The organism is Curtobacterium sp. VKM Ac-1376, from assembly GCF_015351025.1.
Classification (GTDB): domain Bacteria; phylum Actinomycetota; class Actinomycetes; order Actinomycetales; family Microbacteriaceae; genus Curtobacterium.
The window spans coordinates 18324-39052 of sequence record NZ_JADKRV010000015.1 but is presented as its reverse complement, the minus strand read 5'-3'; the positions used below and the strand labels follow the sequence as shown (position 1 = coordinate 39052).

Below are 20729 nucleotides of genomic sequence, written 5' to 3'. Positions count from 1 at the left end.
GCTCGGTATGTCCTGTGCTCCCGCTACGGTGATCAAGCGGCCCAGGCCACCTCGAACCGACCGGCCAGCCGTAGGAGACATCACGATGGCACCGACTACCAAAGAGGCGCAGCGCGCCGAACTGCACAAGACGATCTGGCGGATCGCGAACGACCTTCGGGGGAGCGTCGACGGATGGGACTTCAAGTCCTACGTGCTCGGCATGCTGTTCTACCGCTTCATCTCCGAGAACCTCGCTGCGTACATCGACAAGGGTGAGCGCGAGGCGGGCGAAACACACTTCGCCTACGCGGACCTGCCGGACGAGGCTGCGGAGCACGGCCGCCGTGAAACGGTTTACGAGAAGGGTTTCTACATCCTCCCGTCGGAACTGTTCCAGAACGTCCGCAAGCGCGCGCCGCACGATCCAGACCTCAATGAGACCCTTGCAACGGTATTCAGAAACATCGAGGGCTCGGCCCTTGGGACGGACAGCGAAGACGATCTCAAGGGCTTGTTCGACGACCTGGATGTCAACAGCAACAAGCTCGGCAACACCGTCGCGAAGCGCAACGAGAAGTTGGTGAAGCTCCTCGACGCCATCGGGGAGCTCCCGCTCGGTGACTTCGAGAACCACTCGATCGACCTGTTCGGTGACGCGTACGAGTACCTCATGCAGATGTACGCGTCGCAGGCGGGGAAGTCCGGTGGGGAGTACTACACGCCGCAGGAAGTGTCAGAGCTCCTCGCGAAGATCACGGTCTCCGGCAAGACGAGGGTGAACAAGGTCTACGACCCGGCGGCGGGCTCGGGGTCGCTGTTGCTCACGTTCGCGAAGGTGCTCGGCAAGGAGAACGTCGGCGGGTTCTACGGTCAGGAGATCAACCTGACGACGTACAACCTTGCTCGGATCAACATGTTCCTGCACGAGCTGAACTACGAGCAGTTCAGCATCGCGCACGGAGACACGCTCCTCGAGCCAGCCCACTGGGATGACGAGCCGTTCGAGGCGATCGTCTCCAACCCGCCGTACTCGATCAAGTGGCCGGGCGACGCCGACGCCCTACTGATCAACGACCCTCGATTCGCGCCCGCAGGTGTGCTTGCGCCGAAGTCCAAGGCGGACCTCGCGTTCACGATGCACATCCTGTCGTGGCTCGCGGTCAACGGCACCGCTGCGATCGTCGAGTTCCCTGGCGTGCTCTACCGCGGGGGAGCGGAAGCGAAGATCCGCAAGTACCTCATCGACAACAACTACGTCGACGCTGTGATCCAGCTGCCACCAGACCTGTTCTTCGGCACCACGATCGCAACCTGCATCATTGTGCTCAAGAAGTCGAAGGCCGAAAACTCGGTGCTCTTCCTCAATGCGTCGACCGAGTTCAAGCGCAGCGGCAACAAGAACAAGCTCACGCCGGACAACCAGCAGAACATCCTCGCCGCATTCGAGGACCGCGCGGATGTCGAACACTTCTCGAAGCTCGTCTTCAACGAGGACATCGCCGCGAACGACTACAACATCGCGGTGTCGTCCTACGTCGAAGCCGAAGACACCCGCGACGTCATCGATATCACCGAACTCAACGCAGAGATCGCTCGCATCGTCGCGCAGCAGGCAGAGCTCCGCTCCTCGATCGACGAGATCGTTGCTGATCTGGAGGGCACGGCATGAGTCGCGTCGATGAACTGGTTGCGGAACTAGCACCTGATGGTGTTGAGTTCGCTACTCTTGGTGAATTGCTCGCGTATGAACAGCCTACGAAGTACCTCGTCGCCTCCATCGAATACAGTGATTCATACACAACACCAGTCCTCACAGCGGGCCAGACGTTCATCCTTGGCCGAACCGCCGAGACTGACGGTATCTATCCTGCGTCTGCTTCGATGCCGACGATCATCTTCGACGACTTCACGACCGCATTCAAGTGGGTTGATTTCCCATTCAAGGCCAAGTCCTCGGCTATGAAGATGCTCACACCGAAGAACCCGGCGCGAGCCAGCTTGCGATACCTCCACTACGTCATGCAGACGATCCGTTACGAGCCACAGGATCATGCGCGGCAATGGATTGGTACCTATTCAGGGTTTGAGGTACCTGTGCCGCCTCTCGAGGTGCAGCGGGAGATCGTGCGAGTATTGGATCAGTTTGCTCAGCTGGAAGCGGAGCTGGAAGCGGAGCTGGAAGCGGAGCTGGAAGCTCGCCGCCGGCAATACGAGCACTACCGAGACTCTTTGTACGGTGGCATCGATCGCGCAGGCTGGGTGCCCCTATCCCAAGTGGGGCAATTTGAACGGGGTAGCGCATTGCAGAAAAAGGACCTTGTTAGTGAAGGTATTCCCGCGTTCCATTACGGACAGGTCTATACACATTATGGAATTAGTACGCGGGTGACGAAGTCGTACGTAAGTGCCGACTTTGCGCTGAAGAAGAGGCTTTTGCACCCAGGCGATCTCTTTATCGCGACGACGTCGGAAAATGAGGAAGATCTCGGGAAGTCCGTCGCATGGTTGGGCGACGTGCCTGCAGTTGCAAGCAGTGATGCCTACATCTTTCGATCTGACGCTGATGCGCGGTTTATCTCGCACTTTTTTGCGAGCGCACTCTTTCATAAGCAGAAAATGCCGTTCATTACAGGTGCGAAGGTGAAGCGATTGTCTGGCGATGCTCTCGGGAAGATTTGGATGCCGCTGCCTTCCCTTGCTGATCAGAAGCAGATTGCCGATTCGCTCGACAAGTTTGAAGCGCTCGTCCATGACATCAGTGTTGGACTTCCTGCCGAGCTTAATGCACGTCGTTCGCAATACAAGTACTACCGGGACAAACTCCTGACTTTCGAGGAGGCAGCAGCATGAGTGAGCTGTCTCCGCGCAAGTACGATCCGATCGCCGTGTCCTCCGAGAGTACGGTGGTTGCCGAGTACATCCCCGATGCTGCGGCATCCTCCTCATATCAGTCCGAGGCGGATCTTGAGCGCGAGCTTCTACGCCTGCTGCAGTCGCAGGCGCACGAGTACCTGCCGATTACGTCGGAGGCGCAGCTGATCGCGAATTTGCGCTCGCAGCTCGAGGCGTTGAACTCGACTACTTTCTCTGACGCGGAGTGGGAGCGGTTCTTCTCTGAGCGGATCGCAGGCGCGAACGATGGCATCGTCGACAAGACGGTGCGCATCCACGAGGATGCCGTCCAGCTACTGAATCGCGACGACGGTTCGATCAAGAACGTCACGTTGATTGACAAGCAGAACATCCACAACAACCGTCTCCAGGTCATCAACCAATACGAGATCGGCGTCGGCGAAGGTGGCTCTGCCCGCTCGAACCGTTACGACGTCACCGTCCTCGTGAACGGCCTGCCGATGGTGCACATCGAACTCAAACGTCGCGGCGTCGACATTCGCGAAGCCTTCAATCAAATCGATCGCTACCAGCGCGACAGCTTCTGGGCGGGCTCTGGCCTCTTTGAGTACGTGCAACTGTTCGTGATCAGCAACGGGACGCTGACGAAGTACTACTCCAACAGCACCCGGCGCCAGCACCTCAGTGAGGCGGCCGGCTCGAAGCGGGTGCGCAAGACGTCGAACTCGTTCGAGTTCACCTCGTGGTGGGCCGACGCGCAAAACAAGCCGATCACTGACCTGTCGGCGTTCGCGAAGACGTTCTTCGCGAAGCATGCCCTGCTGAATATCCTGACGAAGTACTGCGTGCTGACGGCCGACCGCATGCTGCTCGTGATGCGCCCTTACCAGATCGTCGCGACCGAGCGGATCCTGCAGCGCATCGACATCGCGACGAATTCCAAGACCCTCGGCAGTGTCGCCGCGGGCGGATACGTGTGGCACACCACCGGTTCGGGTAAGACCCTGACTTCATTCAAGGCTGCGCAGCTCGCGTCGAAGCTGCCGAGCGTCGATAAGGTGCTCTTCGTTGTGGACCGCAAGGACCTCGACTACCAGACGATGCGCGAGTACGACCGCTTCGAGAAGGGCGCCGCGAACTCGAACACCTCGACCGCGGTGCTGAAGAAGCAGCTCGAAGACCCGAACGCACGGATCATCATCACGACGATCCAGAAGCTCACGACGTTCATCGGCGCGAACAAGGGCCACGCGATCTATGACGGCCACGTCGTGATCATCTTCGACGAGTGCCACCGGTCGCAGTTTGGCGACATGCACACTGCGATCACGAAGGCGTTCAAGCGCTACAACCTCTTCGGCTTCACCGGCACGCCGATCTTCGCGTCGAACTCCGGCAGTGGCGGTAACCCGCAGCTGAAGACCACCGAGCAAGCGTTCGGCGAGAAGCTGCACACGTACACGATCGTCGACGCGATCACTGACAAGAACGTGCTGCCGTTCCGCATCGACTACGTCAACACCATCAAGGTCGGCAGCCCCGACGACAGCCAAGTCTCCGCGATCGACAAGGAGAGTGTGCTGCTCGATCCGCGCCGCATCTCCGATATCGTCCGGTACACGCGCGAGCACTTCGATCAGAAGACGAAGCGCGCCGACCACTACACGCTGGGCGAACGACGGGTGCGGGGTTTCAACGCCCTATTCGCGACCGCCTCGATCGGTGCGGCGCGCACCTACTACAACCACTTTCAGCTGCAGCAGGAGGGCTTGCCGTCAGACCAGCGCCTCAAGATCGGCCTGATCTACTCCTACGGCGCGAACGAGGCCGTCGAGGACGGTGCCCTCGACGAGGAAGGCTTCGACACCGGCTCGCTCACCATGGACGCTCGGACCTTTCTCGACGACGCTATCCAGGACTACAACGAGCTCTACGGCACGTCCTTCGACACCACGGCCGACCGGTTCCAGAACTACTACAAGGACCTTTCGCTCAAGCTCAAGTCCCGCGAGATCGATCTCGTCATCGTCGTGAACATGTTCCTCACCGGCTTCGACGCCACCACGATGAACACGCTCTTCGTCGACAAGAACCTCCGCGCCCACGGCCTCATCCAGGCATACTCGCGCACGAACCGCATCCTGAACTCCGTCAAGACCTACGGCAACATCGTCAGTTTCCGCGACCTTGAGGACGAGACCAACGACGCCATCGCCCTCTTCGGCAACAAGGACGCCCGCGGCGTCGTGCTGCTCAAGCCTTACATCGAGTACTACAACGACTACGCCGAGAAGGTCACCGAGCTGCTGAACGCCTTCCCGCTGGGCGAGCAGATCATCGGCGAGGCCGCGCAGAAGCAGTTCATCCAGCTCTTCGGCGCGATCCTGCGCCTACAGAACATCCTCACTTCCTTTGACGAGTTCGACGGCTCTGCCTTGCTCACCGATCGTCAGGGCCAGGACTACCGCAGCGTCTACCTTGACCTCTATGCCGAGTTCCGCAAAGAGAAGGGCGCCGACAAGGAGCAGATCAACGACGACGTCGTCTTCGAGATCGAGCTGATCAAGCAGGTCGAGATCAACGTCGACTACATCCTCATGCTCGTGCAGAAGTACCGCGACGAGCGCGGGGACGGCGACGACAAGGAGATCCGCGCGGAGATCACTCGTGCCGTCGACGCCAGCCCGACCCTGCGCAACAAGAAGGACCTCATCGAGGACTTCGTCGACTCGCTCTCCGTGGACGGCGAGATCGACAAGGAATGGCGGGCCTTCATCGCCGCCAGGCGCGAGGCCGAGCTCGAGACGATCATCATCGACGAGCAGCTGCGACCCGACGAGACTCGCGTCTTCATCGACGCAGCCTTCCGCGACGGACAGATCCGCACCAGCGGTACCGCGATCACCAAGGTATTGCCGCCGGTGTCACGGTTCTCTGCAGACGGCGGCCACGGTGAGAAGAAGCAGCGTGTGATTCGACTGCTCGACGCCTTCTTCGATCGCTTCTTCGGCCTCAGCTCCAAGAACGGAGAGTGGGGGGTGTGAGCCGGCGGGCGTTCAGCGGCAGACGCCGACCCACAGCCCGTACCGCGCCCGCGTCATCCCCACGTACAACTCCCGGCGCTCGAGCTCCCGCCGCTCCCGCTCGGCTTCACTCATCGATGCACGTGCATCGGCGAGCAACCGCCCCCGAACGTGCGCGAGCAGCACCTGCTTGAACTCGTGCCCCTTCGACCGCTTGACGGTGCCGACCTTGACCGCGTCGACCGGCTTTCCGTCGTAGTCCTTGAGCGACACGAAGCGCACGCCCGCTGGGCGGAGCACGGTCATGACGTCGTCCGCCTGCCGGTTCGTCGCGGTCAGGATCCTGACGTCGCCGCGCGAGGTTCCGACGAGTCGCAGCACCTCGTTCAGACGAGCGAGCATCGCGACATCGTGGTCGGCGCGTCCGGCAGCGCAGTGGACGACGGGCGCGGGCCCGTTCCGCGTGACGGCGGATACGGCGTCGCCAGTGCCGTCCACGCCTTCGATGTCTGTGAACGGGTCCGCTGCGACCATCTGCTTCGCGAAGTCGAGGATCTCTGCCGTGTTCCGGTGGTTCACGTCGAGCACGACACCGCGTCCCTCGAGGCTGATCCCGACCTCGCCGAGTGTGTACCCGCCCCGGTAGATCGTCTGCTGTCCGTCGCCGATCAGCGTCAGCCCGTCCGATCGGTCCCCGACGAGCGAGTGCAGCAACGACACCATCACGCAGGACAGGTCCTGAGCCTCGTCGAGGATGACCGCGTCGTGGCCTGCGAGCGGTCGCTCGTGGAGCGCGTCGCGGGTGAGCAGGACGACGTCCTCCCAGTCGGTGAGGCCGCGCTTCCATAGGCCGCGTGCAGGGGATCTCTACGTCCCGACGATCGGCCAGGTCGTCGAGGCGAAGAGGTCGACCGCGCGGGCGTACGTCCGAACCGCGATCGGGCAGGCGCTCGACTACGCGGCGGTCGCGAGACGTCACGGTCTGGCGGTGACCCCGGCGGTCCTCCTGCCTTCCGAGCCCCAACCCTCGATGTTGGAGCTGTGCACCTCGATCGGGATCACCGTGTGGTGGCCGATATCGAGCGGTGACTTCCGGGAGGTCAGGCCGTAGCCGCGGCGCTGCTCAGGATCTTCACTGTGGGCAGATCTGGCTCGGCCCAACCGAGCGAGCCGAGTTCGACGGGGAGCACCCAGCGCAACTCGTCGTGGTCCGTGCTCGACGTCGGTCCGTCCGCGGTCCAGGCGACTCGGTAGGTGGCGAGGTCGATGTCGACGTTGCCGACACTCGTGATGGAGCGGTCGATCGGTTCACCAACGACGACGTCCAGACCGAGCTCTTCGTGGAGCTCGCGTCGCAGGGCTTCCGCAGCGGGCTCTCCTGGCTCGACCTTCCCTCCGGGGAACTCCCATTGGCCCGCCGCTGGTCGACCAGATGCCCTTCGACATGCGAGTACGCGACCGTGAGGCCGAGTGAGTACGCCGGCGACGACCTCGATCATGCGTTCCATCCTGCCTGAGAAGCTCGGCGCGGTACGAGCGATTGCTGTCTACTGATCGAGCGCGTGCTCGACGGGGGCGGCTGCATCCTCGGGACGTTCGTGCTCCCAGAACCGCAGCACCCGCCAGCCTTCCACCACCAAGATCGCCTGGTTCTGTGCGTCCCGCTGACGATTGGCGAGCAACTTCCGACGCCACAGCTCGGCGTTCGCCTTCGGTAGGTGAGCGTGGTCCTCGCAGTAGTGCCAGAAGCAGCCGTCGACGAAGACAGCGATCCTTGCACGTGGAAACACGAGGTCGGGCCGAACGCCGCAAAGACTGCTCACGCGCCGATCGACGAAGAACCGTCGCCCTCGGCGGTGCAGCTCACGACGCAGCGCGAGTTCCGGCGCGGTGTCCCGTCGCCCGAAGCGCGCCATGTGCCGCCTACGAGCATCGTCTGCTTCCCACGTCTCCACGCTCCGATCCTCGCTAAGTATGCGATGAGTTGAGGATCCGAGCGGTGATCTGTGGACGGATCGACGGTGGACTGCGATGTGGTGGAGCGGCTGATCAGCGCGAGTCGGCCGCGGTCGCTCCGACCGGCGAGACTGGCACGTCCAGCGGCGCATCCGGAGCGACAGGGTCGCCGGGCGAGGCAGACGACTGCGCCTCCAGATCTGCCCGCACCGACGCGGACACCCCGAACAACAACGTCGCCACGAACCCCACGACGTACGCCACCGCGAGCCCGGATCCGTACCCGAGCAACGCCCAGCTGTACCCAGACGACCCGTTCAGCAGCGGGATGAGCGACAGGTCCGAAGCGCCGATGGCGATCGCCCCGACCGAGTGCCCGAGCTGGTCGAACAGCCCGACGACACCACCACCGAACGCTCCACCGATGCACGCGGTGATGAACGGCCGACCGAGGGGGAGCGTCACGCCGTAGATCAGAGGCTCACCGACACCGAGGAACCCGGCCGGCAGTGCACCGCGGATGGTCCGCACCAGGGAGGCGTTCGACCGGAACCGCACCCACAGCGCGATGCACGCACCGATCTGCCCGGCACCACCCATCGCCAGCACGGGCAGCAGCACGGTCCACCCGGTCTGGTCGATCAGGGTGGTGTGGATCGGGATGAGTCCCTGGTGCATGCCGGTCATGACGAGCGGCAGGAACAGGCCTCCGAGCACGAAGCCGGCGAACGCCCCGCCGTTCGCGAGCAGCCAGGTCGCCGCGGTCCCGATCGCGACGGAGACGACACCGGCGACGGACATGAGCACGCCGAGGGTGATCGACCCGGCGACCAGGACGGTCACGGTCGGCACGACGATGAGCGCGATGACGTCCGGCGTGACTCGACGCATGAAGCGCTCGACGTAGGCGGCGAGGATGCCGCCGGCCAGTGCACCGAGCACACCGCCCTGCCCAGGCGCCAGGGTCTCGCCGAACACCGTGACGTTCGCGACGCCGGCCGCGACGATGATCCCGCCGACCGCGCCGCCGAGGATGGGCGTGCCGCCGAACTCCTTCGCGGCGTTCATCCCGACGAACACGGCGAGCAGGGACAGGAAGCCGGACGAGAGCACGCCGAGGAACGGCGTCACTCCGGGTACCCACCCCAGGTTCGTCAGGATGCCGTTGATCCCGGCGATCAGCCCGCAGGCGATCAGCGCGGGGATGAGCGGGATGAAGATCGCAGAGATCTTCCGGATCGCGCGCATGGTGCGGCCGTCGGAACGGGACCGCGCGTTCGCCTTGATGGACGCACCGCGAGCAGCGAGCTCCTCAGGCGACGCACCAGGCCCACCAGCCGCAGCCGGCGGGGCGGCCGCGCGCAGGGCCTCCAGGTCGTCGGCCACGCGGTCGACGAGACCCGGGCCGAGCACGATCTGCAGGTTCGAGCCGGCCGCGATGGCGGCCATGACGCCGTCGGTGGCCTTGAGGTCTTCGAGCGCGACGGAGGAGTCGGACACGACCTCGACCCGCAGGCGGGTCATGCAGTTCTCGACGTCGGTGATGTTCGCGGAACCGCCGACGGCGTCGAGGATCTGCTGGGCGAGTTGCTGTGCATCGGGCATGGCGTGCTCCTCGGGGGAAAGGAAACGGAAAAGGGGAACGAGCTCTACAGCACGGTGCGCAACGAGCCGGCAGCAGCATCGAGGCGTGAACGCACGTCGGCAGCGGAGGCACCGGTCAGGATCACGGCGATGGCGGTCTTGACCTCGCCGTCCGAGGCATCGAGCGCTGCCTGCACCTCGGCAGAGGGAGCGCCGGTGATGTCCTGCACGAGCGAGAACGCCCGGGCGACGAGCTTCGCGTTCGTCGCCCGCACGTCGACCATGCGGTTGCCGTACGTCTTGTGGCTGCGCACCATCGCGAGCGTGGTGAGCATGTTGAGGACGAGCTTCTGCGCGGTGCCCGCCTTCAGGCGGGTCGACCCGGCGATGAACTCGGGGCCGACGACGACGTCGATGGCGATGTCCGCCTCCCGCCCCGCGGCCGAGTCGGGGTTGCACGCGACGGAGACCGACAGGGCGGAGCGGCGCCGGGCCTCCAGGATGGCCGCGATGACGTAGGGCGTCCTGCCGGACGCGCTGATCCCGACGACCACGTCGTCCGCCGTCAGGCCGAGCGCGTCGAGGTCACGGACGGCGGCCGCTTCGTCGTCCTCGGCACCCTCCACCGCGGTGGTCAGGGCGGGGTCGCCGCCGGCGATCACGCCGACCACCTGGCTCGGGTCGGTACCGAAGGTGGGCGGGCACTCGCTGGCGTCGAGGACGCCGAGCCGGCCCGGCGTGCCGGCGCCGACGTAGACGAGTCGGCCGCCGCGCGCGAACGCTGCGGCGATCGAGTCTGCCGCCAGGGCGATGGCCGGGAGGCACGGCTCCAGTGCCGCAGGCACGCTGCGGTCTCCGGCGTTCATGCGCTGGGCAGCTTCCAGCGTGGAGATCGTGTCGATGTCGTCCAGCGAGTGGTCGGTCGCCTCGGTGGTGAGGGCTGCGAGTTCGTCGCGGAGGGCGTCGTGGCTGTCGTGCTTCATGGTCATGGTGGTGCTCAGTTCCGGTGGTGGGTGCGGACGGCGTCGCGACTGCGGGCGAGGAGCGGCTGGGAGCGCTCGTCGGTGCGCTGCGCGACGACGATGAACAGGGTGTCGACGATGGCGAGCTGGCTCATCCGGCTGCCCATGGCCGCGGGGCGCAGGGCACTCTCGGCGCCGGCGACGCCGAGCAGGACGTGGTCGGCGGTGACTGCGAGCGGGGCGGCGGCGTGGCCGGTGATCGCGATGATCGTGGCGTGCTGGGCTCGGGCAGCGTGGGCGACCTCGAGGGTCTCGACGGTGGAGCCCGAGTGGCTGACGAGCACCAGGACGTCGTGCTCGCCGATGACGCTCGCCAGGGTCAGGGCGTTGTGCGGGTCGTCAGCGATGGAGCTCACGATGCCGATGCGTTCGAGCTTGAGGTGCAGGTCGCGGGCGACGATGCCGCTCGCGCCGACGCCGTACAGGACGACGCGGCGGGCGTCGGCGAGTTTTCGTGCTGATTCGTCGAGCGCGTGCGGGTCGAGCGCGGCGCGGGTGTCGGCCATCACCGCGCGGACGTCCTCGGTGACCTTCGCGATCACGGTGGCGACGTCGTCGTCGACCGCGACCCCGGCGTGGATCTCGGTCGACTCACGTTCGTGGATCCCGCGTTCGACCGCCCGGGTCATGCTGCGCTGCAGGGCGGCGAAGTTCGTGAAGCCGAGGTGCTGGGCGAAGCGGGAGACGGTGGCGGGGGAGACCCCGGCGCGGCCGGCGAGGTCGGTGGCGTTGGTGGTGGCCGCGGCTGCCGGGTCGTCGAGGACGGCGTCGGCGATGGCGCGCATGCTCGACGGCATGCTCGCCGACTGGGTGCGGACGAGGGCGAAGGCGTCGGCGCGCTCGGACCGCTCTGGCCGCTCGGTGATCGTCATCCCGCCATGAAAGCGCCTTTCGTAGGCGAGCGCCAGGGCTGAAAGTAAATTGCGTGTTACGTCGTTGTGCCCGACCTGTGTACCAGCGGACTGACGATGGCGGCGATCACGACGGGGAGGACGAACGCCCACGACGCCGGGTCGGTGCTCGTCGACACGACTCCGGCCCATCCGGCTGGTTGGCCGGGACTCCCGCGACCGAACAGTGCTGCGACGAACAGGTAGAGCACGCCCGGCACGGACTGGAACCGGTCGCCGAGTATGGCGCGACTGACCAGCGCGAGCGCGCAGAACGCGATCGTGTTCCGGGCGGTCGCGACCGCGGCCTCGGGTTCGGCGCCGGCCGCGAGGCCGATGCTCGCGGTGGCTGTCACCAGCGCGACCACCGCGATGACGGCGGCCAGCTCGAGCAGGTCTGTCCGCCGAGTGGGCGCGGGAAACCGCGCGCGGGTGACCGACACGCTCGTCGCGATGGCGATCACCAGCGGGAGCACGGCCGCGACGGGGATCAGTGCGAACGGTGCACCACCGCCGAACGACGGGAAGAGCATGCCGATCGGGCCGAGCGCGATCGAGAACACCGTCAGGGCGGTCGTGAGTCCGAGCAACGGCAGGGTGCGGTGGACACGCAGCCACCAGATCACGAGGACGGCACCGTGATGTAGCCGACCGAGCAATTCGTCAGGCGGTCGATCGTCGCCGTGACCCACGCGGCCTGAGCGGGGACCGAAGCACGACGGAGGGCTCGCAGAACGTCGGGGTCATCCAGCTCGAGGGCGGGTTCCACCTGGTCGGCGTTCACGATGCCCTCGGCGGCGACGTCGATGAGCCATCGGTCGGCGACGGCGGCATCGTTGAGACGTTCGGCATCGTCCTGCTCGGTGCCGCAGGACGCCACCTCGGCGTCGCCGAGCAAGGAGGTGGTGATGCTGTGGAGCAGGTCGGCGTCGGTCATCCGGACCCGGACGATCATGTTCAGGACGTCGGGCGTCGATGGCGCGTTGCTCGCCCGGATGGCCGGCGGCACCGTGATGCCCGAGCGGCCGAGGTTCTCCACGGCCTTCCGGATTACCGACTGCGGGTCGTCGGTGTCGCGTTGCTCCGGGAAGAGGCAGATCGTCGGCGCCGCGCCGCTGCAGATCGCCTGCGCTTGCGGGCGGTCGACGATCGGTGCCGCGCCGAGGCCGGAGCCGGCGGTCAGCGCGACGAGGGTGATCACGACGAACGAGCTCGCGCCGATCTGGAGTCCGAACCGGCGCGCACGGTCACCACTCGAGCGTCGAGCGACCGCGATGACGAGCAGACTGCACCCGGCGAGCACACTGAACGCCGTCGCGATGACCGGTGCCCGGATGTCGAGCGCGGTCTCGACCGAGCAGCAGTCCGCCATCACGAGTCCGGCGAGGTACCGGAGTGGGAAGTAGTCCACGGACCAGGTGAAGCCGAGCCAGCTGTACGAGACGAGCAGGCTCAGCGGGATGGACACCACCGGCGGGAGCCACCGCCCCAGTGCGAATCCGATGCAGCTGTGGAAGAACAGGATCCCCGCGAAGGCCAGACCGACGAGGGGCGACGGGCCACCGGGAGCGCCCCAGGTGTCCCGACTCATGAGTGTGACCGCGACGAGCTGGAGCAACAGACCGGCGGCCAGTGGTGTCCACAGGTGATCGGTGACGACTGCTGCACTGGATCGGCTGCTGGACTCGATCACCGGCGCAGTCACACGGAAGCGCTTCCCTTCCCAGGCGGCGGCCGTGGCCGCCACGCCGCACGAGAACACCAGGTAGATGGCGGAGCCAGCCGTAGCGGCGGGCCAGTAGCCGGCGACGGTCGTCTCATCTGCGAACTGCACGCTGTACGCGACGATGCCGAGCAACCCAGGAATGAGGAGCCACACTGCCGCTCGGCTGCGCCACGGGATGATCGGGCGCATCAGTCGTCCTCGCTCGTGAACCGCGCGTAGGAAGCGGTGATCGCCTCGGCGGGCGAGAAGCCAGCGAACGGCTCGGTGAACGCCCTGACCGAACCAGCGAACGGCACCCGGCCGTCGACGAGGACGGTCACGTGGTCGTAGGTCGCGGCGACGTCCTCGGTTTGGTGCGTCGAGACGACGACGGACACTTCCGTCGGCAGGTTCTGGATGACCCGAGCGAACCGCGCGCGCTGTGCCGGATCGAGTCCGGCCGTCGGTTCGTCGAGCAGGATCCACTGTGCGCCGGACACCAGCGCGCCGGCAACGCCGAGCCGCCGGATCTGGCCGCCCGACAACGAGGACGCTCGTGCGTCGGCTCGGGTGGCGAGATCGACGGCGGTCAGGGCAGCCGTCGAGCGATCCCAGGCGTCGGCGCGCGACAAGCCCTTCAGCCAACCGCAGTACGCGACGTGCTCCCGTGCGGTCAGGCCGGGGAAGGCGCCGCTCCGCTGCGGAAGCCACGCGACACCCCGGCGGTACGGTCGGCGGTTTCCGCGCGTGCCCGGTTTCCCCAGTCCCTCGATGTTGATCGTCCCGGTGCGGGGACGGAGCGTGTCGGCGACGAGTCCGAGCAGGGTCGACTTGCCAGCGCCGTTCGGCCCGAGCAGGACGCTCGCTCCGGTCGGGAACGCCGTCGACAACCCCGGGAGCACCGCGTGGTCCCGCCGGTACCCGAAGGTGAGTTCGTCGATCTGTATGCCCACTGCGCCCCCTTGAAACCTTGTACTGGTGTTTCACCGTACAGGGTGGAGGATTACTTCAGGAGCACGAGGTGTGGCAGGCCTACCGGATCAGCGCTGGCGGGCGGATGCTTCGGTGGCCGCCTGCACGTAGCGTCGTGCAGCCCGGGTCTGACGCACAATGAGGGGGGACATGGCGGCAGCCACGACGAGGAGTGCTCCGCAGAGGATGCGACTGAAGCCAGCCACGAACGAGTTGTCGTCGAGCAGTTTCGGGATCTGCGGGCCGGCAATCCCCATGTAGAGAAGCAGGAACTGGCCGAGCGCGACCGGTTGGTAGGCAGCGCGGAGACGGGCGAGGTCGAAGGCCCGTCGTGCAAGGTCGGAGTCGGTCGGTTCGATCGGGGTCCCGCTCGCGATCGCCTGCGCGAGCGTCTTCCGGCCGAAGCGCGAGAGTCCATCGATCGGCGCCTGCATGTCGGAGGATCGGCGGAGCGTCGTGGCGATCATCGACAAGGCGCCGAGAAGACCACCCACTCCCGCAGTGATGCCGACGATCGCGAGGGTGGTCTCGATCGCGCTGTCCTGCCGGGCGAAGAGCGATCCGCCGACGGCACCGAGGACCACACCGCTTGTGGCGACTGCAGTGGTTCTGCGCCAGGCTCGGCGGGCAACGGCCTCGGGGGTGGCCGGCGTTTCGGCCACGGTGGTCATGCGACGGAGACCGGAGTGTCGGTGCGGCGATCGTTGTCGGCTGTGGCGGCTTCCGCGTAGCGCCGAGCTCGGCGGCCTCGGACGACCAGCACCGGTACAAGGAACACCACTTCGATGACGAAGAGCGCCAGGAAGATGCGGCTGATGAGCGCGCTGGCATCGCCGGTGACGACTCGGGCGAACTGGGGAGCGGCGGCTCCTGCGACCAGCAGGAGGTTCTGGACGAGGATCAGTCCGTTGAACACGGCGGTCCCGCGGGCGAGAGTGAGCGCTCGGTGCTAGAGTTCTGGGCCTGCGTCCTCCGCGAGCGGAACGCCCGAGCGGATGGCTCTCGTGATGATCTTGCGACGGTCTCTCGTCAGGTCCTCGGTCGCCTGCGTGATGATCGACGACGCGCGTGCACTGGCGGGGAGCAACGAGAGCATCCCGGCCAGACCCACCAGCATCGCGACGCACGTGAAGATCGCCAGGGCGACGGTCCAACCGTCCTCGTCCCGCGAGGTTGCCTAACCTGCCACTGCCCCCGCGATCGCCGCGATCGACACGACCAGGGCGGTGCGACGCCAGGCACGCCGGATGATTCGTTCGTCTTCCCCCACCCGCTCACCCTACGGGGCGGGGCAGAGCCGTGTTCTGGAGCCGAGCACCCGTCGGCCGCTGGCTGAGCGGTCGAGGTGCGGCGGGCCTCCAGGCCATAAGCCGTCAGGCGACGCCACGCCGCGGACGGAAGACGCCCGCCCGGACCAGCCACACGTAGAGCAAGCAGCCGATGCAGACGTCGAAGACGGCGTTGAGGAACGCGGCGACCAGGGCGACCGCGGCGCCGATCGGGGCGGCGTACGGCACGCCGAGCAGCGCGAGGAGCAGGGCGACCGCGGTCACGAACAGTCCGACCTGCTGGGCGAAGGTCGGGGGTTCCGGGGCCTCGAGTTCGGCGGGCGGGGCGAGGCGCGGGCGGACGACGCGGCGGAAGATCGCGCCGTAGGGGTGGCGGCGGATGCCGGCGATGCCTCCGACGGCGAACAGCACGACGATGACCGCGAGCAGCACGATGCCGGCGACCCACGTCTCGGGGATCAGCGTGAGGACGATCGTCACGGCGAGGAGCACCGTGGTTATCACAGCGCCGAAGCGCGGGGAGCGCGGGTCGATGCCGCGGTCGGTGTCGTTCGTGGTGGTCATCGGGACTCCTGGGGGCTTGTGGTTCCTGAGGCGCCTGTGCTGCCTGTGGTCAGGACGGCGTCGAGGGCTGCGGCGAGCTCGGGTGGGCGGGGCGGGCCTCCGAAGCGGGTGCGAACCGTGCGGTCGGCGTCGAGGAGCAGGACCGTCGGGGTCTGCAGGACGTCGAAGCGGCTCGCGAGTTCGGGGCGCTCGGCGAGATCGATCTCGATGCGTCGGACGCCCTCGTGTTGACCGGCGACGGCGTCGAGCTGGCGCCGGGTGGCCGGGCAACGAGCACACGTCGGCGTCGAGAACTGGACGAACGTGGCGGTGGTGCCGTAGTCGGTGTCGAGCGCGAGGCCGTCTGCGTCCTGCCTCATCGAGGCGGCGGTGCCCGCCGATCGGGCTCGACCGGTCTGGTGGCGGAGCAGGAGACCGAGGACCGTCGCGAGCGCGAGGACCCCCACGAGCACGGCCACTGCGGTTCCGACGGTCACACGCCTACGGTACGCCCGGCCGACGAACTGTTGTCGAACGTGACCGGACGTGACGCCGAGGTGTGCGCGTCGCGCCGGGCTCGGCGGGTGCTCAGTCCTCGGGGAGCGTGCGGACCCACTGCTCGAACGCGGCGGCGTCGTCGTCGCTGAAGACGGCGGAAGACCGCGACTCGTCCTGCGCCGAGTGCAGGAACAGCGTGCCGTCGGCCATCCCCGTTGTCGCGTCGTCGAGGATGGACGACTTCGCCGCGACACCCTTCCTGGTGAGGAAGGTCAGCTGTTCGCCGTTCGTCGATTCTGCGATCGCCGCTTCACCGTCGAAGAACGAGGCGAGCTCCATCACCAGGAACGCGGTGGCCCCGTCCTGCGTGGTGAGGGCGACGGCTGGCTTCGTCCGACTCTTGCCGAAGTGGTGCTCGACGACCGTGGCCGTGATCCCCGAGCCGGTCCACGGTCGCACCTCGATCAGGGGGAGCCTGGCGACGACCCGCGCCGCGGGCCGCTTCGGCGGGGGGAAGGCCTGGAACAGCAAGGAACCGATCACCACCGCGAGGAACCAGGCGTACGGCGAGAACGTCTTCGTCGCGATGAGGACGAGGAAGCCACCGAGGAACCCCGCCGCGACCAGGTGCCGCAGCCACCTCGACTCCTGGCGCAGGCCGAGCGGCCACACCACGGCGCCGTACACGAGTCCGACGACCGTGGGGACCCAGAAGACCGAGGGGCGGATGGCGCCGGTGTGGAAGTGCAGCCAGACGTCCACCCCCGCCATGACGACCGCCATGACGACGAAGAAGACGCGCTGTGCGCGACGGTCCCGCTCGCGCGTGCTCAATGTGGTCATGTCGTTCCCCGTGGTGCTCGCTCCCCGTGCTGCTCAGTCAAGCAGAACGCGCGGTCGTGGTCCCACCGCTCGGGCCGTACCCTCGGTCGGGTGACTGACGACGTGACCGCGGGCCGCTACCGACACTTCAAGGGGAATGACTACGAGGTGCTCCTCGTCGCCCGGGACGTCGAGACTGAGGAGCCGGTGGTCGTGTACCAGGCGCTGTACGGCGATCGCGGACACTGGGTGCGCTCACTCGCCGACTTCACCGCGCACGTCACGCGTGACGGGTACGACGGGCCGCGGTTCGTGCCGGTCGTCGGCTGATCGCGGAGGCCGGACTGTTTGCCGGCCCGCTGAGAGCGCTCATGTCCGGCGGTTGGCGAGGGTTCACTGTCGGCTGGCCTGCTCTCGGCCCTTGGGCGCCTTTGACGAGCGGGCGGACCTGAGGGCGTCGCGCAGATTGGCGCCGTCCCCGACCGGGAAGAGCAGGGTGCCAAGGTGACCTACCCCGATCGAGGCGAGAACGACCACCTCGATGATGTGGGTCGCGAAGATCATCACGGCGGCGCAACATGACGCAACCAGGAGTGGCCCGCTCACCGCGACGACAGCCTCGCGGAGCGGTGGCAATGAGTTGCGCACAACGTGGGCGAATCCGAGTCTCGCGACGACATGGACGTGCGACCGCTGCCCTGACAGCAGGCCGATGGCGATGAGATGACCGAGTTCATGGCAGAGATTTGAGACGAGAAGCGCGAGCACCGCCAGCAACGGCCCGTACGTCGCTCCGCTGCCCAGAAGCGTCGGCATTGCGAGTGCGGTCGTCACCGTCAAAGGAAGTGCCGCAGAACTGACGACTGCCAGGACAAGGCGCACGTACACCGAGAATCTCGTCGCATCGCCAGAATCCACGAGCGCTCCCGCAGTGAAGGCCGTTCTCCAGCGGCTCTCGCCTCCAGCGATGAATCCGTGGTCGATCGCTGCGCGACGCCTCGCGTTCGTGTCGGTCCGGAGCGACAGTGCGAACTCTTCACATCGAACGGCAGGGCCCTCCGGACTACAGCAGGGCGGCAGCGGTCCGGAGATCATCGGGAGGAGGTCAGTCGGATGCACGTGGTCACCGACCCTGCGATCAGCAGGCAGATACTGCAGATGCTTCCGAGCGTCTTCAGTGGTCCAGCGAGCTGATCCAGATAGGAGATCAGGGAGCTGCATCCCAGGTACAACACGGTCGTCAGCATCAGGCCGACGCTGCCTGACATGGGCTGCGTGTCGCTCCACGGGACGAGGGCGCCAGCAAGTGCCGCTGACAGGAAGAGCAGTGTCGCACGGAAGGCCATCCCCGTGAGCTCGTCGAATTGAACGACGCCCAGGAGGAGGGCTGCGCCGCTCAAGCCTGTCCAAGCAAGGGCAGCGGCGACGACGTGCGCCACTGCAATGGGCGCGAACCACCACGTGCGGCGACGACCGATCGCAATGCCGGTCCAAGCCCATGGCAGGACGCGCCCCGGGCCGAAGAGGACGAGAGCACATCCTGCCGAAGGAACCGCCATGGCCAAGCCGTCACGTACCTCTGCTGGAACGCTCGGCGGGAGCGCCCAGGCCGTTGTCGCCAACAAGCAGATTGCGCCGGCAATCGCGAGGGAAGTCTGCGGCGCACGAATCATCACCAGGAGCTGGGAGAGGAAAGGCCCCTGCGGTCCACGGAGTATCCGATCGGCAGGGAGAAGCGCGAACGCGGACGGCGCCGCCTTCGAAGTCGAGATCTTGCTGACTGCCCAGACGAACACAATCGTCACGACGAAGTAGCTCACGAAGACCGGCCACGCCAGATCAGGCCTCCGGCTGGTCGCGACATCGCTGATCAGCCTCGGGAGGGACAATGCGGGTGCGTTATCGGTGGCCAAACTCGAGGGCACGATGACGCCGGGGCCGAAAGCGACGAGCGCAGCGCCGATCGTCACTGCGCCACTGATCGTCGACGAGACGGCGAAGGGTGTTCGGAGCCAAGACTGCATCAGGCTCCCTACTGCGTGCAGCAGGCCTTGGGCGAGCGCTTCAACGAGAGCGACGCCCGCGAGAAGCGCGACCACGTATCGCGTCGCCTCGCTGAGGTCGAGAACGCGACCCGCCACGAGCATCGCCGGGACGCACAGCGCCGTCGAGCCGATGGTGGTGAGCACGGTCAGCGGAAGCGATCTGCCGATTGCTCGAGCGCTGTTCGTCACCGGTAGGAGGCACAGAAGGTGGTCGAGTGCCGAGCCCGCTGGGGCAGTGAGCGCGAGGACGACCGTCACCAGCGCCGCGCTCAGCAAAGCACCACTCGCCGCGGTCTCCACCATGAACGCCGCGATCGGTGCCGGCACTTGGCCGCTCAGCGTCGAGACTGTCGTCAGCCCGAGGGCAAGACCGAGTGCAAGGATGCCTGCAACGGTGCATGCAGCGCAGAGGAGGACTCGCAGACGTGAGACGTTGAAGGCTCCAGCAAGTTCCGACATCCAGACCAACGCGGTGGCGCGCGCGACCGTGATGGTCTGGCTCACGGGTGGGGGCGAGCGCGAAGGCGCAGGGCGGCGTAGCCGACGGTGATGAGAGCGACCGTCACGAGAAGCCCCAACCCGTTCGGCGTGAACTCCACCGATGGCAGCCCATTCTCCGTGCCGACTGTGGCCGAGAACACGAACGGAATCTCAGCGGGTGTCCCACTGACGGCTGAGGTGGCGATCGTGGCAGCGATCGCAAGGAAGGTGATGGCGATGCCGAGCACGAGCCCGATGAACGTCACGCTAGCGGTCTTCATGAATTTCCTTTTCGTCGGGGGCGAACAAGGCGCGGAGCCGGTCGGTGCGGGTAGTCATCGACGAAGCGCTGCTGATCCGCGCGGAGAAGCACTGGCCGACCGAGCCATGGCTGGAAACGATCTCCCGGGTGCGACCTGAAGCAACAATTGCTCCGTTGTGCAGCATGGTTATGGCCTCACAATGCGTCTCGGCGCGCAACAAGTCATGCGTCGCCATGAGGACCGCTCCGCCTGCCGCGGTGAACAAGGAGAGGCATTCTTGGAGAACTTGCGCTGTATCCGGGTCCAACCCCCTGAACGGTTCGTCGAGGATGAGGAGCGATGGACTGTGTGCGAGCGCACACACCAATTGAAGCTTTCGCTTCATGCCGTGGGAGTACGAGGAGATCGGCTTTGAGAGTGCATTTCGTACCTGGAGGACACGTGCGAGGGACATTGCTCGGGACGAGTCATCGCGGCGACGGAGTGAATCATGCAGGCGCAGGTACTCGCGGCCGGTCAAAGACTGTGGAAGCGGGAGGTCATCGGGTGCGAAACCGAACCGCATCCGAGCGACCGCTTGGCTGACAGTCACGCCATGGTGAAGGACTGATCCGCGGTCCGGGTCGATGATGCCCGTGATCACATGCAAGGCGGTACTCTTCCCGGAACCGTTCGAGCCGAGGAGCCCGTGAATACTTCCGGGGACTATGGTCATCGAGAAGTCGATCAGTGCCGGGCGCCCGCTGTACGACTTGTCGACTCCGATCACCTCCAGGACAGGATTCACGGGCTCCTCGTGCAT

Annotated in this window: 22 protein-coding genes and 1 pseudogene; 4 read left to right on the top strand and 19 right to left on the bottom strand. The window is 66.1% G+C overall.

Annotation, left to right across the window (positions count from 1 at the left end; translation table 11 throughout):
* Window positions 1-85 precede the first annotated feature (85 nt).
* Genes ITJ56_RS18535 through ITJ56_RS14850 form a run of 3 tightly spaced genes read left to right on the top strand, consistent with a single transcriptional unit; the run spans window position 86 to window position 5879 of the window.
* Complete coding sequence (locus ITJ56_RS18535) at window positions 86-1651, top strand: type I restriction-modification system subunit M (RefSeq protein ID WP_228517971.1); 1566 nt, start codon at window positions 86-88, stop codon at window positions 1649-1651.
* Entirely contained in the window at window positions 1648-2832 is a 1185-nt protein-coding gene (locus ITJ56_RS14855) for a restriction endonuclease subunit S (RefSeq protein ID WP_194631411.1), read from the top strand. Before ITJ56_RS18535 ends, ITJ56_RS14855 begins: the two co-directional genes overlap by 4 nt.
* The gene (locus tag ITJ56_RS14850; protein ID WP_194631410.1) at window positions 2829-5879 is read left to right on the top strand and encodes a type I restriction endonuclease subunit R; all 3051 of its coding nucleotides are present in this window, start codon (window positions 2829-2831) and stop codon (window positions 5877-5879) included. Before ITJ56_RS14855 ends, ITJ56_RS14850 begins: the two co-directional genes overlap by 4 nt.
* Before the next feature lie 12 nt (window positions 5880-5891).
* Here ITJ56_RS14850 and ITJ56_RS19145 read toward each other — a convergent pair whose 3' ends face one another.
* From ITJ56_RS19145 to ITJ56_RS14780, 15 genes and pseudogenes are all read right to left on the bottom strand, one after another.
* Window positions 5892-6437 carry a 3'-5' exonuclease gene (locus ITJ56_RS19145; RefSeq protein ID WP_416354792.1) on the bottom strand — a complete coding sequence of 182 codons (546 nt, stop codon included), beginning with the start codon at window positions 6435-6437 and terminating at the stop codon, window positions 5892-5894.
* A gap of 69 nt (window positions 6438-6506) precedes the next feature.
* Window positions 6507-6692, bottom strand: a pseudogene (locus ITJ56_RS19020) (hypothetical protein); the annotation flags it as partial.
* 266 nt (window positions 6693-6958) lie between these two features.
* On the bottom strand, window positions 6959-7357 hold the full coding sequence (locus ITJ56_RS14840) for a (deoxy)nucleoside triphosphate pyrophosphohydrolase (RefSeq protein WP_228517945.1): 399 nt from the start codon (window positions 7355-7357) through the stop codon (window positions 6959-6961).
* Window positions 7358-7405: 48 nt separating this feature from the next.
* Window positions 7406-7813 (bottom strand): very short patch repair endonuclease, encoded by a 408-nt coding sequence (locus tag ITJ56_RS14835; RefSeq protein WP_323749829.1) that lies wholly within the window; start codon window positions 7811-7813, stop codon window positions 7406-7408.
* 94 nt (window positions 7814-7907) lie between these two features.
* Window positions 7908-9419 (bottom strand): PTS transporter subunit EIIC, encoded by a 1512-nt coding sequence (locus tag ITJ56_RS14830; RefSeq protein ID WP_194631406.1) that lies wholly within the window; start codon window positions 9417-9419, stop codon window positions 7908-7910.
* 44 nt (window positions 9420-9463) lie between these two features.
* On the bottom strand, window positions 9464-10387 hold the full coding sequence (gene murQ / locus ITJ56_RS14825; RefSeq protein ID WP_228517944.1) for an N-acetylmuramic acid 6-phosphate etherase: 924 nt from the start codon (window positions 10385-10387) through the stop codon (window positions 9464-9466).
* A gap of 8 nt (window positions 10388-10395) precedes the next feature.
* The gene (locus ITJ56_RS14820; RefSeq protein ID WP_194631405.1) at window positions 10396-11292 is read right to left on the bottom strand and encodes a MurR/RpiR family transcriptional regulator; all 897 of its coding nucleotides are present in this window, start codon (window positions 11290-11292) and stop codon (window positions 10396-10398) included.
* Between the two features lie 56 nt (window positions 11293-11348).
* On the bottom strand, window positions 11349-11936 hold the full coding sequence (locus ITJ56_RS14815; protein WP_194631404.1) for a hypothetical protein: 588 nt from the start codon (window positions 11934-11936) through the stop codon (window positions 11349-11351).
* Window positions 11933-13225: a hypothetical protein gene (locus ITJ56_RS14810; protein ID WP_194631403.1), complete on the bottom strand. Its 1293-nt coding sequence runs from the start codon at window positions 13223-13225 to the stop codon at window positions 11933-11935. The genes ITJ56_RS14815 and ITJ56_RS14810 overlap by 4 nt, the downstream gene beginning before the upstream one ends.
* Window positions 13225-13968, bottom strand: a complete 744-nt coding sequence (locus tag ITJ56_RS14805) for an ATP-binding cassette domain-containing protein (protein ID WP_194631402.1) — start codon at window positions 13966-13968, stop codon at window positions 13225-13227. The genes ITJ56_RS14810 and ITJ56_RS14805 overlap by 1 nt, the downstream gene beginning before the upstream one ends.
* 87 nt (window positions 13969-14055) lie before the next feature.
* Window positions 14056-14658, bottom strand: coding sequence for a hypothetical protein (locus tag ITJ56_RS14800; RefSeq protein ID WP_194631401.1), 603 nt, complete (start codon window positions 14656-14658; stop codon window positions 14056-14058).
* Complete coding sequence (locus ITJ56_RS14795; RefSeq protein WP_194631400.1) at window positions 14655-14903, bottom strand: hypothetical protein; 249 nt, start codon at window positions 14901-14903, stop codon at window positions 14655-14657. Before ITJ56_RS14795 ends, ITJ56_RS14800 begins: the two co-directional genes overlap by 4 nt.
* Before the next feature lie 457 nt (window positions 14904-15360).
* Window positions 15361-15840, bottom strand: a complete 480-nt coding sequence (locus ITJ56_RS14790; protein WP_194631399.1) for a DUF4395 domain-containing protein — start codon at window positions 15838-15840, stop codon at window positions 15361-15363.
* Window positions 15837-16316 carry a thioredoxin family protein gene (locus tag ITJ56_RS14785; protein ID WP_323749828.1) on the bottom strand — a complete coding sequence of 160 codons (480 nt, stop codon included), beginning with the start codon at window positions 16314-16316 and terminating at the stop codon, window positions 15837-15839. Before ITJ56_RS14785 ends, ITJ56_RS14790 begins: the two co-directional genes overlap by 4 nt.
* 91 nt (window positions 16317-16407) lie before the next feature.
* A complete protein-coding gene (locus ITJ56_RS14780; RefSeq protein ID WP_194631398.1) occupies window positions 16408-17160 on the bottom strand; it encodes a hypothetical protein in 753 nt (250 codons plus the stop codon).
* A 90-nt stretch (window positions 17161-17250) separates the two neighbouring features.
* Here ITJ56_RS14780 and ITJ56_RS19015 point away from each other — a divergent pair, with 90 nt between their 5' ends.
* The gene (locus ITJ56_RS19015; RefSeq protein WP_323749827.1) at window positions 17251-17469 is read left to right on the top strand and encodes a DUF1653 domain-containing protein; all 219 of its coding nucleotides are present in this window, start codon (window positions 17251-17253) and stop codon (window positions 17467-17469) included.
* A gap of 63 nt (window positions 17470-17532) precedes the next feature.
* Here the strand turns inward: ITJ56_RS19015 and ITJ56_RS14770 are convergent, their stop codons facing one another.
* The 4 genes from ITJ56_RS14770 to ITJ56_RS14755 form a co-directional block, all read right to left on the bottom strand.
* Window positions 17533-17973 carry a hypothetical protein gene (locus tag ITJ56_RS14770; RefSeq protein ID WP_194631397.1) on the bottom strand — a complete coding sequence of 147 codons (441 nt, stop codon included), beginning with the start codon at window positions 17971-17973 and terminating at the stop codon, window positions 17533-17535.
* Window positions 17974-18230: 257 nt separating this feature from the next.
* Window positions 18231-19688, bottom strand: a complete 1458-nt coding sequence (locus ITJ56_RS14765) for a hypothetical protein (RefSeq protein WP_194631396.1) — start codon at window positions 19686-19688, stop codon at window positions 18231-18233.
* Complete coding sequence (locus tag ITJ56_RS14760; RefSeq protein ID WP_194631395.1) at window positions 19685-19930, bottom strand: hypothetical protein; 246 nt, start codon at window positions 19928-19930, stop codon at window positions 19685-19687. The genes ITJ56_RS14765 and ITJ56_RS14760 overlap by 4 nt, the downstream gene beginning before the upstream one ends.
* 1 nt (window position 19931) lies before the next feature.
* Entirely contained in the window at window positions 19932-20729 is a 798-nt protein-coding gene (locus ITJ56_RS14755) for an ABC transporter ATP-binding protein (protein WP_228517956.1), read from the bottom strand.